The sequence below is a fragment of the Cognatiluteimonas profundi genome, from assembly GCF_009792795.1.
Taxonomy (GTDB): domain Bacteria; phylum Pseudomonadota; class Gammaproteobacteria; order Xanthomonadales; family Xanthomonadaceae; genus Cognatiluteimonas; species Cognatiluteimonas profundi.
Genome location: NZ_VKHQ01000001.1, coordinates 85,481 through 97,266 on the forward strand (window position 1 = coordinate 85,481; position 11,786 = coordinate 97,266).

General features: G+C 67.2%; 15 protein-coding genes. 2 read left to right on the plus strand and 13 right to left on the minus strand.

Features of this window, described 5'->3' with window-relative positions; translation table 11 throughout:
- Nucleotides 1-52: 52 nt before the first annotated feature.
- The 13 genes from GST15_RS00425 to GST15_RS00485 all read right to left on the minus strand — a co-directional run bounded on the left by GST15_RS00425 (nt 53) and on the right by GST15_RS00485 (nt 10,674).
- Complete coding sequence (locus tag GST15_RS00425; RefSeq protein WP_159015283.1) at nt 53-412, minus strand: PilZ domain-containing protein; 360 nt, start codon at nt 410-412, stop codon at nt 53-55.
- Nucleotides 412-1,407 (minus strand): DNA polymerase III subunit delta', encoded by a 996-nt coding sequence (locus tag GST15_RS00430; protein WP_233262995.1) that lies wholly within the window; start codon nt 1,405-1,407, stop codon nt 412-414. The genes GST15_RS00425 and GST15_RS00430 overlap by 1 nt, the downstream gene beginning before the upstream one ends.
- Nucleotides 1,404-2,060, minus strand: a complete 657-nt coding sequence (gene tmk, locus GST15_RS00435) for a dTMP kinase (protein ID WP_159015284.1) — start codon at nt 2,058-2,060, stop codon at nt 1,404-1,406. The genes GST15_RS00430 and tmk overlap by 4 nt, the downstream gene beginning before the upstream one ends.
- Nucleotides 2,057-3,109: an endolytic transglycosylase MltG gene (gene mltG, locus GST15_RS00440; RefSeq protein ID WP_159015285.1), complete on the minus strand. Its 1,053-nt coding sequence runs from the start codon at nt 3,107-3,109 to the stop codon at nt 2,057-2,059. Before mltG ends, tmk begins: the two co-directional genes overlap by 4 nt.
- Nucleotides 3,106-3,927 (minus strand): aminodeoxychorismate lyase, encoded by an 822-nt coding sequence (gene pabC / locus GST15_RS00445; protein ID WP_159015286.1) that lies wholly within the window; start codon nt 3,925-3,927, stop codon nt 3,106-3,108. The genes mltG and pabC overlap by 4 nt, the downstream gene beginning before the upstream one ends.
- Entirely contained in the window at nt 3,924-5,279 is a 1,356-nt protein-coding gene (locus GST15_RS00450) for an aminodeoxychorismate synthase component I (protein WP_159015287.1), read from the minus strand. Before GST15_RS00450 ends, pabC begins: the two co-directional genes overlap by 4 nt.
- Before the next feature lie 17 nt (nt 5,280-5,296).
- Nucleotides 5,297-6,535: a beta-ketoacyl-ACP synthase II gene (gene fabF / locus GST15_RS00455; RefSeq protein ID WP_159015288.1), complete on the minus strand. Its 1,239-nt coding sequence runs from the start codon at nt 6,533-6,535 to the stop codon at nt 5,297-5,299.
- Between the two features lie 119 nt (nt 6,536-6,654).
- A complete protein-coding gene (gene acpP / locus GST15_RS00460; protein ID WP_159015289.1) occupies nt 6,655-6,894 on the minus strand; it encodes an acyl carrier protein in 240 nt (79 codons plus the stop codon).
- Nucleotides 6,895-6,987: 93 nt separating this feature from the next.
- Nucleotides 6,988-7,734 carry a 3-oxoacyl-ACP reductase FabG gene (fabG, locus tag GST15_RS00465; protein WP_159015290.1) on the minus strand — a complete coding sequence of 249 codons (747 nt, stop codon included), beginning with the start codon at nt 7,732-7,734 and terminating at the stop codon, nt 6,988-6,990.
- The gene (gene fabD, locus GST15_RS00470) at nt 7,731-8,681 is read right to left on the minus strand and encodes an ACP S-malonyltransferase (protein WP_159015291.1); all 951 of its coding nucleotides are present in this window, start codon (nt 8,679-8,681) and stop codon (nt 7,731-7,733) included. Before fabD ends, fabG begins: the two co-directional genes overlap by 4 nt.
- Before the next feature lie 97 nt (nt 8,682-8,778).
- The gene (locus tag GST15_RS00475) at nt 8,779-9,786 is read right to left on the minus strand and encodes a beta-ketoacyl-ACP synthase III (protein WP_159015292.1); all 1,008 of its coding nucleotides are present in this window, start codon (nt 9,784-9,786) and stop codon (nt 8,779-8,781) included.
- Nucleotides 9,787-9,876: 90 nt separating this feature from the next.
- Nucleotides 9,877-10,071, minus strand: a complete 195-nt coding sequence (rpmF, locus tag GST15_RS00480; RefSeq protein ID WP_159015293.1) for a 50S ribosomal protein L32 — start codon at nt 10,069-10,071, stop codon at nt 9,877-9,879.
- 78 nt (nt 10,072-10,149) lie between these two features.
- Entirely contained in the window at nt 10,150-10,674 is a 525-nt protein-coding gene (locus GST15_RS00485; protein WP_159015350.1) for a YceD family protein, read from the minus strand.
- A gap of 123 nt (nt 10,675-10,797) precedes the next feature.
- Here GST15_RS00485 and GST15_RS00490 point away from each other — a divergent pair, with 123 nt between their 5' ends.
- Nucleotides 10,798-11,157 (plus strand): hypothetical protein, encoded by a 360-nt coding sequence (locus GST15_RS00490; RefSeq protein WP_159015294.1) that lies wholly within the window; start codon nt 10,798-10,800, stop codon nt 11,155-11,157.
- Between the two features lie 8 nt (nt 11,158-11,165).
- Complete coding sequence (locus GST15_RS00495; RefSeq protein ID WP_199268683.1) at nt 11,166-11,774, plus strand: Maf family protein; 609 nt, start codon at nt 11,166-11,168, stop codon at nt 11,772-11,774.
- Nucleotides 11,775-11,786 lie beyond the last annotated feature (12 nt).

Genomic DNA, 11,786 nt, shown 5'->3' on the forward strand with positions numbered 1-11,786 from the left:
GGGATGGCGCGTTTTCGCGCCCCGTCATCGGGACGCCTGCGCGGAAACGCCGTTACATCGTGCTGGTCGGCTTGTCCGCGCCAAGCGTGCCCGCGAGCAGGGCTTCGATGCGTCCCTTCACCGTTTCGCCCTCGGCGCTGTCGGTGAACTGCACGCCGATACCCGCAACACGGTTGCCTTGGGCACCGGCGGGAGTGATCCAGATCACCTTGCCGGCCACGGGCAGGCGTTCGTTGGATTCGGGCAATGTCAGCAACAGGAAGACCTCGTCGCCGAGGAAGTAGCGCTTGCCCGTCGGCACGAAAATGCCGCCGCTCTTGAGGTAGGGCATGTAGGCGCTGTAGAGCTGCGCCTTGTCCTTGACCGCCAGCGACAGGATTCCCTGCCGGGCACCACCTGCGGTTGCAGCCATCAGCGCACTTCCCCCGTCATGCCCATGCGTCTCCCATCCGCCTTGCCGCCGGAATCCAGCGGCCAGGCCAGCAACAACTCCGCGATCGCCAGGTCCGTGCGAACCGTCGTGCGCAGCAGCGCGCGGGTCCGGTTCGCGGCATCGAACCACTTGGCCAGACTGCGTGTTCGGGACGGATCGGTCAAGCTGGTCGCCAGCGCCACGGCGTGGTCGGCGGCAAAGCGCAGACGCAGCGATGCATGCTCATCCGCGGCCCATCGCTGCGCGGTCGCGGCCGCCGATGCATTGCCTTCGGCAAGCGACTGCAGGTCCGCGATGACCTGTCGCCGCAGCGCCAGCCCGCCATCGCGCAGCCATGCATCGGCAAGGCCCGGATGGCCACGCGCCGCCGCCAATGCCTCCGCCGCGGCGGCGCTGGCGTGTCCCTGCGACTGCAGCCAGGCAAGGGCCTCGTCCGCTGGCGGCAATGCGAATTCGAGCCGCTGGCAACGACTGCGGATGGTCGCCGGCAGCCGCGCCGGGTTGCTGGTGACCAGCCACAGGTAACGACCGGGCTGCGGCTCCTCCAAGGTCTTGAGCAGCGCATTCAGCGCAGCCGGATTGACGGCGTCGGCCGGGTCGACGATGACGACCTGCGCGCCGCCGAACTGCGGGGTCAGCGACATGCTCGCCGACAGCGCACGAATCTGGTCGATGACCACCTCGGTCCGCAACCGGGTGTTTTCCTTGTTCATGACAAACGACACCACGGTGAAATCCGGGTGCGTGCCGGCCTTGAACAGACGACAGCTGCGGCAGGTTCCGCACGCTTCGCCCTGCGCATCGCGGGTGCGGCATAGCGCGCGATATGCCAGTCGGTCGGCAACGGCGCGCTTTCCCAGCTGCGCCGGACCGCAGATCAGCAAGGCATGACCCAGGCGGCCGGCATCCATGGCCGCTGCGGCGCGGACATAGGCGCGCTCCTGCCACGGGGCCATCGGCGGAGTCGATGTCATGACTGCTGCGCCCGCTGCCATTGCGCGAGGTGACGCACGGCATCGGCAGCGACCACGTCCGCCGGACGGCTGGCATCGATGATCCGGAACCGGTCCGGCTCGGCGGCCGCGCGCTGCAGGAAGGTGTTGCGCACGCGCTCGAAGAAGTCGTCCTGTTCGCGCTCGATGCGGTCCGGGGAAGGATCCCGGCCACGTGCGCGGGCCCTGCCCTCATCCACGCCCACGTCGAGCAGCAGCGTCAGGCCCGGCTGCAGTCCGACCACGTGCTGCTCGAGACCGGCGATGAGCGCGATCGGCAATCCGCGCCCGCCGCCCTGGTAGGCGTAACTGGAGTCGGTGAAGCGATCGCAGAGCACCCAGCTTCCGCGCTGCAACGCCGGCAGGATGGTATGGCGCAGGTGTTGCGCGCGCGCGGCGAACATCAGGAGCAGCTCCGTTTCCGGTGCCACATCCTCGCCTGCCGGCTCATTGCGCAGCAGCAGTCCGCGGATCTGCTCGGCGAGCGGCGTGCCTCCCGGCTCGCGCGTGCTCAACACGTCCGCACCATCGGCCTGCAGCATCGCGCGAAGCGCATTGAGTACGGTCGTCTTCCCCGCCCCTTCGCCACCCTCCAGCGAAATGAAACGCGGATACGCGGTCAATGTCGTCGTCATGGCGTCGCCGGGCTCCGCGCCGCGCGGTAACGCTGGATGTACTGCCGCACGGCGGCTTCGTGCTCGGCCAGCGAACTGGTGAACACATGCCGGCCACTGCCGTCGCCGACCGCGACGAAATACAGCGCGTCGCCAGCCGCCGGATGGGTCGCGGCCTGCAATGCGGCGCGTCCGGGCATCGCGATCGGTGTCGGCGGTAGGCCCATGCGCGTATACGTGTTGTACGGCGTGTCGGCGAGCAGGTCGGCCTTGTGGATGTTGCCGGCGTAGGCGGCGCCCATGCCGTAGATGACGGTCGGATCGGTCTGCAGGCGCATGCCGATGCGCAGTCGCCGCACGAAGACGCCGGCGATTGCCGGCCGCTCCTCGGCAACGCCGGTTTCCTTCTCGACGATGGAGGCCAGTGCCAGCGCCTGTTCGGGGGATTGCAATGGCAGGTCGGCGGCTCGCGTCTTCCACGCCTCGGCCAATGCCAGCGACATCGCGTCGAATGCGCGCCGCAACACCGCCAGTTCTCCGTCGCCGCGCGTGTAGACATAGGTTTCGGGCAGGAAGCGGCCTTCCGGATGCATGCCCGGATGCCCCAGCGCCTTCATCAGGCCAGCGTCGTCGAGCTTGGCCGCGTCATGCCGCAGTGGTTGCGCGCGCCCGAGCGCTGCCCGCAGTTCGCGGATGTTCCAGCCCTCGACGATCGTGAAGCGATGGCTGATGACCTTGCCTTCGCGCATCCGCATCAACAGCATGCGTGGGGTCGTACCGGGCTCCAGTGCGTATTCGCCGACCTGCAGCTTGCCGGCGACGCCGAGTTGCCGGCCCAGCGCCTGCCATTCCAGGACGTGCGCCTGCGCGCCGACGGCCTTCAGCTTGCCAAGGACGGTCGCGAACGAATCTCCCTGCTCGACCTGCAGCGTGTCTCCGGCGTGCAGCCCGGCAATGGGCGTGTCGGCGAATCCGAGGTAACGGGTGACCGCCCAATAACCAGTCGCCGCCGCAAGCAACAGGACGAAGGGGAACAGCCATCCGGCACGGCGCTTGGGTTTGCGGCTCACGGATGCTCCAGGTCAGGGGCGAGACCGGGGTGCGACTGCGCGAGCAGTTGCCCGGCCGACACCGATTGCGAAACATCGGTCCATGTCCGCGCACCCAGGCGGGTGACGGGGAGGATACCGCGCACCGCGTTGCACAGGAAAACCGCGTCGGCGTCCTCGACCTGGGCTGGCGACAGGCGCTCTTCGCAGGCGTCGAGGATCAACAGGAGATGCGATCGGCACACGCCGGCCACGCCGCAGCGATCGACACGCGGCGTGCGCCACCGGCCCTCCCATAGCACGAACACGTTGGCAGCCGTCGCGCTGACCACGCTCCCCTCGCCGTCGCACATCAGGCCCTCGTCGGCGTGCGCGCGCACGCACTCCGCGCGACCCAGCACCTGCTCGAGGCGGTTGCAGTGCTTGAGGCCGGCGAGTGCAGGCTGGATTGCCATCCGGGTCGCACACCAGTGCAGGTGCAGGCCTTGCCGCGCGCGTTCCGGCAGGTCATGGCGGGACAGCACCCACACCGGCGGTGCATCCGGCACGGGTGCATATCCGCGAGCGTCGCCACCACGACCGAGCAGCAGTTTCAGCACGCCATCGCCAGCATCGTCGAACAAGGTCGCCGCGGCCTGCCGCACCTGCGTGGTTTCGGGCAGCGCGATGCCCAGGCGCGCGGCACCGACGGCCAGGCGTGCCCAGTGCGCCTGCCACCAGGGAATGCTGCCGCGGTGCACGCGCATGGTTTCGAACAGGCCGTCACCATAGGCCATGCCGCGATTGCCGACGGGAATGGCGTCGATCGACTCGCTGCCGAGGAACACGAGGGCGCTCATCCCTGGACACCCAGCGCGCGCAGCATGCCGCGCGCCTTCGCGCGCGTCTCGTCCAGCTCCCGTGCGGGATCGGAGTCGGCGACGATGCCGGCGCCAGTGCGGAAACGTACCGTGTCGCCTTCGACTTCGGCACTGCGGATCAGGATGTTGAGATCGAGGTCGCCATCGCCATTGAGCCAGCCGAAAGCGCCCGTGTAGGCGCCACGATCGGCCGTCTCCAGCTCGGCGATGATCTGCATGCAGCGCACCTTCGGACAGCCGGTGATGGTGCCGCCGGGGAATACCGCGCGGATCACATCACCCGGCGTGACCCGGTCGCGCAGGCGACCGCGGACGTTGCTCACGATGTGGTGCACGTGCGCGTAGCTTTCGACCCCCATCAATTCATCGACCTCGATGCTGCCTGGCCGGCAGACACGACCCAGGTCGTTGCGTTCCAGGTCGATCAGCATCACGTGCTCGGCGCGCTCCTTCGGATGGCCGACGAGTTCGCCGATGCGGGCGGCATCGTCGTCGCCATCGAAGCGCGGCCGGGTGCCGGCAATTGGGCGCGTCTGGATGTCGTCGCCGCGCACCGACACCAGGCGCTCGGGCGAGGCGCTGACGACAGCGCAGCCATCCAGCGCCAGCAGTCCGGCGAACGGCGCCGGATTGTGGCTGCGCAGCCGTGCAAACAACTGGGCCGGATCCAGCGGGCGGTCGAAGCGCGCCTGCCATTGCCGCGAGAGGTTGACCTGGAAGACATCACCCGCGGCGAGGTAGTCGAGGATGCGTGCGACGCCATTGGTGAACCGATCCGTATCGTCCTCGCTGATCGATGCGGGCGCCTGCCACGCTGCGGGCGCCGGCATTGCCATGGCGAGGTCGCAATCGATGTCGATCGTGTCGAGCATCGAGGCATGCGCGGCTTCGGCCAGCATCACGCACTGCCCCGTCGCGTGGTCGCGCAGCACCGCGGCAGGGCAGCGCAAGGCCGCCGCGATCGGCAATGCGCCCGTCACCGGTGGCAGCGCGAGGACAGGCTCGACCTGCGCGGCCAGCGGATATCCCAGGTACAGGGCCCAGCCACCGCGGAACGGCCATGGCGACGACTCGCGACCGCCACCCAGTGCCTGCCAGTCGAGATCGAGTGCGTGGAGGAAATCGCGTCCCGCAATGCGGCCATCACCGCGACGGGTGACGCCGTCCGCATGCGCCACCAGCGACTCGCCATTGCTCGCGAGCAGCACATCCCATCGACCCTGGGCCGAGCCTGTCGCCGAGGATTCCAGCAGCAGCGGATAGCGCCGCGGCGACAATCGATGCAGCGCCAGCAGGTCGATGTCGGCGGCCAGTGGCCGGATGACGAGCATGCGCCCGCCGGGGGCCGTCAGAAACGGCGCAGCACGAGCGTGCCGTTGGTGCCGCCGAAACCGAACGAATTGGACATCGCCACGTCGACGCGATGTTCGCGGGCGACGTGTGGGACGTAATCCAGGTCGCAACCCTCCGATGGATGGTCGAGGTTGATCGTCGGCGGAATGATGCCGGTATGCAGCGCCATCGCCGAGAACACGGCCTCGACCCCGCCGGCCGCGCCGAGCAGGTGGCCGGTCATCGATTTCGTCGAACTGATCATTGTCCTGTAGGCGTGCTCGCCAAGCGCCGCCTTGATCGCCATCGTCTCGGCGAGGTCGCCGGCAGGCGTCGACGTCCCGTGCGCATTGATGTAGCCGATCGCGGAGGCGTCGATGCCGGCGTCGCGGATCGCATTGACCATGCAGCGCGCGGCACCCTCGCCGCTCTCGCTTGGCGCCGTCATGTGGTGTGCATCGCCACTCATGCCGAAGCCGGCCAGCTCGCAATAGATGCGGGCGCCGCGCGCCTTGGCGTACTCGTATTCCTCCAGGATGAGGATGCCGGCGCCGTCGCCCATGACGAAACCATCGCGGTCCCTGTCCCATGGCCGTGAGGCTTTTTCCGGTTCGTCATTGCGCGTGGAGAGCGCTTTCATCGCACAGAATCCGCCAACCGATGTCGGCGTGGTGGCGAATTCGGCGCCGCCGGCGATCATCGCGTCGGCGTCGCCGTACTGGATCATGCGCATCGCCAGGCCGATGTTGTGTGTCGCCGTCGTGCAGGCGGTGACCACGGCGATGTTGGGGCCCTTCGCGCCGGTCATGATCGAGACCTGGCCGGCGATCATGTTGATGATCGTGCTGGGCACGTAGAACGGCGAGATCTTGCGGGCGCCGCCTTCGTGGAACTTCAGCGTGGTTTCCTCGATGCCCTTCAGCCCGCCGATGCCGGCGCCGATGGCAACGCCGATCCGGTCCGCGACCGCATCGGTGATCTCCAGTCCCGCATCCTGCAGCGCCATCATCGAAGCGGCGACGCCGTAATGCACGAACGGGTCCATCTTCTTGATGTCCTTGGGCGCGATCCAGGCGCCAGGATCGAAGCCCTTCACCTCACCGGCGATGCGGGTGGGGAACGAGGACGCATCAAAATGCGTGATCGGACCGATGCCCGAACGGCCATGGATGATTCCATCCCAGCTGCTTTGAAGATCATTGCCGACCGGCGACAGGATGCCGAGACCGGTGACGACGACACGACGCTTGGACATGGCTCACTCCTGGATCTTTAGCCCGGCACCGCGGCCGGCTCTCTTGGATCGCGTAACGCCCGTTTCACAAATGCGCGGGGCCGCGTATGCGGCCCCGGCGTGCCACGCGTTGCGACGCGTCAGGCCTTGACGTGCGTCCGGACGTAATCGATCGCCTGCTGCACGGAGGTGATCTTCTCGGCTTCCTCGTCCGGAATCTCGCACTCGAATTCTTCTTCCAGCGCCATCACCAGCTCCACGGTGTCGAGCGAGTCGGCGCCGAGATCGTCAACGAACGAAGCACTGTTGGTGACTTCATCTTCCTTCACGCCCAACTGCTCCACCACGATCTTCTTGACGCGCTCTTCGATGCTGCTCATGGGTATTTGCTCCTCCGGGGAGACTGTTCAGACGCATAGTGTAAGGGAAAGTGTAACCGCCCGTATGCCGGGCTGGCGGCCCTTTCAGGCCGATCAGGGCATGTACATCCCGCCGTTGACATGCAGGGTTTCGCCGGTGATGTAGGCGGCGGACGGCCCGGCCAGGAAACACACTGCATGGGCGACATCGGCCGGTTCGCCGAGCCGCCCAAGGGCGATCTGCCCGAGCAGTCCTTCACGTGCCGCCTCGGGCATCGCGCGGGTCATGTCGGTGTCGATGAATCCGGGCGCGACCACGTTGACCGTGATGCCCCGCGACCCGATCTCGCGCGCCAGCGACTTGGAGAACGCGACGACACCAGCCTTGGCGGCGGCGTAGTTGGACTGACCGGCATTGCCGATGGATCCGATCACCGATGCGATGTTGATGATGCGGCCCTTGCGTGCCTTCATCATCCCGCGCAACACGGCCTTGCTGGTGCGATAGACGCTGGTGAGGTTGGTGTCGAGGATCGCCTGCCACTCGTCCTCCTTCATCCGCAACAACAGGTTGTCGCGGGTGATGCCGGCGTTGTTGACGAGGATCGACACGCCGCCGAATTCCGTCGCGATCGAATCGACCAGCGCCTCGACCGACGCGCCGTCGGTCACGTCCAGCAAGCGACCGTGGCCACCGGCGGCGGCGAGTCGCTCGCCGATGGCGGTTGCCCCGGAAGCGGACGTCGCCGTCCCGATGACGGTTGCGCCCAGTGCGGCGAGTTCGGATGCGATCGCCGCACCGATGCCGCGGCTGGCGCCGGTCACCAGGGCGATTTCTCCATGCAATGCGCCTTGATTCATGCCTCGCTCCATTGTTGCAATGCGTTGTCGAAGTCGTCCTGCGATCCGATGGCGATGGCATCCATCGACTTGTCGATGCGCTTGACCAGGCCCGCCAGCACCTTGCCCGGGCCGCACTCGGCAACGCGCGTGACGCCACGCGATGCGAGCGCCTGGACGCAGGACGTCCATTGCACGGGCAGGTACAACTGGCGCACAAGCGCGGCGCGGATCGCGGTGGTCGTCGGGTGGATCCGCGCATCGACGTTCTGGATCACCGGGATCACCGGATCGCTGAATCGCATGTCCTGCATTGCGGCGCCCAGGCGTTCCGCGGCATCGCGCATGAGTGGCGTATGCGATGGCACGCTGACGGCGAGCTTCACTGCCTTGCGCACGCCGCGCTCGGCGAGCAGCGCCAGTGCGCGGTCGACGGCGGCAGCATGCCCGCCGATGACGATCTGGCCAGGCGAGTTGTAATTGGCGGGCACGACGACGTCGGCGCCGGATGCGTCCGCGCAGGCCTGTTGCACGACGTTGTCGTCGGCACCCAGCACGGCGGCCATGGCGCCCGTCCCGGGAGGAGCGGCGTCCTGCATCAGCTGGCCGCGATGCCGTACCAGTCGGGCCGCATCGCCCAGCGACAACACCTGCGCGGCGACCAGCGCGCTGTATTCGCCGAGGCTGTGGCCGGCGAGCACGGACGGCTGGCTGCCGCCCTGCTGCTGCCACAGCCGCCACACCGCGACGCCTGCGGCGAGCAGTGCGGGCTGGGTGAATTCGGTGCGATTGAGCTCGTCTTCGGGGCCAGCCTGGGACAGGGTCCACAGATCGACACCCGCGCCGTCCGAGGCTTCGACGAACGTGTCACGCACGACCGGGTTGCGTTGCGCCAGTCCGGCGAGCATCCCGATCGATTGTGAGCCCTGCCCCGGGAAGACAAAGGCAAGCGTCGGCGAACAGGTCATCGGCAATCCTCGAAAGGGGCGCGAATGATACGGGCACGGGACGGCAAAGCGTCAGTACTGTGGCGCACGCCCGGAGCCAACCGCTACTTCCGCGTGCTCAATAGCGCAGCAGTGCGGAGCCCCAGGTAAAGCCGCCGCCGAAGGCTTCCAGCAACAACAACTGGCCACGCTTGACCTGCCCGGAACGCACCGCGCAATCCAGCGCCAGCGGAACCGATCCGGACGAAGTGTTGCCGTGCTTGTCGACGGTGACGACGACGCGCTCCATCGGCATGTCCAGTCGTTTGGCGGTTGCCTCGATGATGCGCAGGTTGGCCTGGTGCGGGATCAGCCAGTCGATGTCATGGCGGTCCAGCCCGTTGGCGGCGAGGGTTTCCTCCACGACGGCGTCCAGGGCCTTGACGGCGTGCTTGAACACTTCGTTGCCGATCATCAGGACCTTGACGCCAGCGTTGTGCTCCTCCGGCTTGAAGCCGACCGACACGCCGACGGGATTCCACAGCAATTCCTTCTTGCTGCCATCGGCATGCAGGTGCGTGCTGAGGATCCCGGTCTCGGAATCGGCCTTCAACACCACCGCGCCGGCGCCATCACCGAACAGCACGCAGGTGCCGCGATCGGACCAGTCCAGCATGCGGGTCAGGGTCTCGGCACCGACGACCAGGGCGGTCCTCGCGGAACCGGAGCGGATGAACTGGTCGGCGACCGCCAATGCGAACAGGAAACCCGAGCAGGCGGCGTTGACGTCGAATGCGGGGCATCCGTTGGCGCCCAGTCGATGCTGCAACAGGCAGGCCGTGGAGGGAAAGATCAGGTCGGGCGTGGTGGTGCCCAGGATGATCAGGTCCAGCTCGGATGCCTGCACACCGGCGGCGTCCATCGCGCGAACGGCAGCGTGATAGGCAAGATCGCTGGTGGTTTCGCCCTCGGCCGCGACGTGGCGCTCACGAATGCCCGTGCGCGCCGCGATCCACTCGTCGCTGGTGTCCACGAATTGCGCGAGATCAGCGTTGGTCAGCACCTTTTCCGGCAGATAGCTGCCAGTACCGGCGATGCGGGAAAAGATCCGGCCAGCATTCGACTGGCCAGCGACCTGCTCACTCATGGGTGACCCCGTGTCTGTTCGGCTGAAGCCGCACCAACCCGGTGCGACTGCGCGTGGATGCGGCTGGCTGGGCAGCCGCGATCCGCGGGATCAATCTTCCTCGACCACCTTGGTCTTGGGCACGATGACCTGCTTGCCACGGTAGTAGCCGTCGGCAGTGACATGGTGCCGCACGTGGGTCTCGCCGGTCGTCGGATCGGTCGACAGCTGCTTGGAGGTCAGCGCGTCATGGGCGCGACGCATGCCACGGCGGGATGGGGAAACTCGGGATTTCTGTACAGCCATGGGAGTGCTCCAACTTCAATTCGGTGTGATTCGCCCGGCTCTCGCCGCGTATTTTTCTGTCTGATCCAACCTGGTGCATCAGTCCGACGGCTTGAGCCGGGCCAGCGCCGAGAATGGATTGGCCTGCTCAAGCTCTTCGGCCTGCACCGGCCATTCCTTTTCCATGGCCTCCGTGCCAGGCATCGCCGGCACGACCGGCACGGCAAGTATCAATTCATCCTCGACCAGATCGGCGGGGTGCAACAAACCGTCGTCCGGCAGCAACAACGGCTCGTATCCCTCGGGCAATCCCGCTTCGTCCGACTCGTCGCGGATCAACCCGAGACGCTGCACCAGCTGCACCGGCTGGAGGAAGCGCTGCAACGTGCGCTGGCATTCCAGCGGCAGTGCGGCGTCGATCCTCAGCTCGACGTAGGGAACCTGGAATGCATCGCGGTCGAACTCGAGCGCGAAGCGAACCACACCTTCATCGTCGTACAGCACGTCACGCAGCCGGGTCATCGACGACAGTGGCAACGATCCCTCGAATACCCGCCGCGCAGCCACCATGCGCCAGGCGTCCAGGACGTCGGGCACCCGTGATTCCGGTATTTCCGCAGACATAAGCGGCGGAATGTTAGGCGTCGGGGCCCCTGCTGTCAAACCCAGGCCCTTGTGGAAGCGGGTGATTTGCCCCGCGCGGGGGCCGGCGGCAGACTGCATTCCTGTCCCGCCGGAAATGCCTGTTTGAGCACTGTCCTGCTGTTGCTCGCCATCGCCGCCATTATCACCGGACTGGCCCTGGCCGTCCGCCGTCGCAGCGGCCGCCGCAAGAATGCCGTCATTCAGGTCCTGGATGCGGCCGATGCCCTTGAAGAACGCCTGCGGACGGCGCGGGTCGAGATCGAGGCCATCGTGGGCAGCGACCAGAACCCGGTCCGCGACGCCATGCAGGAAATGCTGCGCCAGCGGCTCTGGCTGCAGCAGCACGGTCCGGACGCGTCCTTGCAGCAGCTTCAGGTGGTGCGCGACTCCATCGACGCCGCCCGGGTGCGGATCGAGCAACAACTGGTCCAGATCGACCGGGCACGGGCACTGCTGCATTGAACGCCGGCGTGGATGAACGGGACGCCCGCAGGCCACCACCATCCGGGCGGCTGCTGCTGGCATCGACGTCGCGCTATCGGCGCGAGTTGCTGCAGCGCCTGGGATTGCCATTCGAGGTCGCGGCGCCCGCTGTGGACGAGACGCCACGCCCAGGTGAAATACCGGCAGCGACGGCGACCCGCCTGGCCCAGGCCAAGGCCGAGGCCCTGGTGGGTACACACGGGGACGCATGGGTGCTCGGCTCCGACCAGGTGGCGACCCTCGACCAACGGACGCTGGGAAAGCCGGGTGGCCATGACCGGGCGCTGGCGCAACTGATGGCGATGTCCGGTCGCAACGTCGAATTCCTGACGGCGGTCTGCCTGGCCCGGGCGGACGGCCAGCGATTCCATGCACTGGATGTCACCACCGTGCGATTCCGCGCGCTGCACGAGGACGAGGTGCGCCGCTATCTGGAGGCGGAGGAACCCTACGACTGCGCCGGCAGCTTCAAGGCCGAAGGACTGGGCATCGCGCTGTTCGAGTCGATCCGGTCCGAAGACCCCACCGGCCTGATCGGACTGCCGCTCATCGCAACCGCAAGGCTGCTGCGCCAGGCGGGCTTCGCCGTCCCCTGAGCCGAGTGACAT

Excerpts from the sequence above, each read along its gene's own strand:
- tmk (WP_159015284.1), bottom strand. The coding sequence starts at position 2,060 with ATGACGACGACATTGACCGCGTATCCGCGTTTCATTTCGCTGGAGGGT.
- GST15_RS00485 (WP_159015350.1), bottom strand. The coding sequence starts at position 10,674 with ATGTCTGCGGAAATACCGGAATCACGGGTGCCCGACGTCCTGGACGCC.
- GST15_RS00475 (WP_159015292.1), bottom strand. The coding sequence starts at position 9,786 with ATGAGTGAGCAGGTCGCTGGCCAGTCGAATGCTGGCCGGATCTTTTCC.
- fabD (WP_159015291.1), bottom strand. The coding sequence starts at position 8,681 with ATGACCTGTTCGCCGACGCTTGCCTTTGTCTTCCCGGGGCAGGGCTCA.
- pabC (WP_159015286.1), bottom strand. The coding sequence starts at position 3,927 with ATGAGCGCCCTCGTGTTCCTCGGCAGCGAGTCGATCGACGCCATTCCC.
- acpP (WP_159015289.1), bottom strand. The coding sequence starts at position 6,894 with ATGAGCAGCATCGAAGAGCGCGTCAAGAAGATCGTGGTGGAGCAGTTG.
- rpmF (WP_159015293.1), bottom strand. The coding sequence starts at position 10,071 with ATGGCTGTACAGAAATCCCGAGTTTCCCCATCCCGCCGTGGCATGCGT.
- GST15_RS00450 (WP_159015287.1), bottom strand. The coding sequence starts at position 5,279 with ATGCTCGTCATCCGGCCACTGGCCGCCGACATCGACCTGCTGGCGCTG.
- fabF (WP_159015288.1), bottom strand. The coding sequence starts at position 6,535 with ATGTCCAAGCGTCGTGTCGTCGTCACCGGTCTCGGCATCCTGTCGCCG.
- fabG (WP_159015290.1), bottom strand. The coding sequence starts at position 7,734 with ATGAATCAAGGCGCATTGCATGGAGAAATCGCCCTGGTGACCGGCGCC.
- GST15_RS00425 (WP_159015283.1), bottom strand. The coding sequence starts at position 412 with ATGGCTGCAACCGCAGGTGGTGCCCGGCAGGGAATCCTGTCGCTGGCG.
- GST15_RS00430 (WP_233262995.1), bottom strand. The coding sequence starts at position 1,407 with ATGACATCGACTCCGCCGATGGCCCCGTGGCAGGAGCGCGCCTATGTC.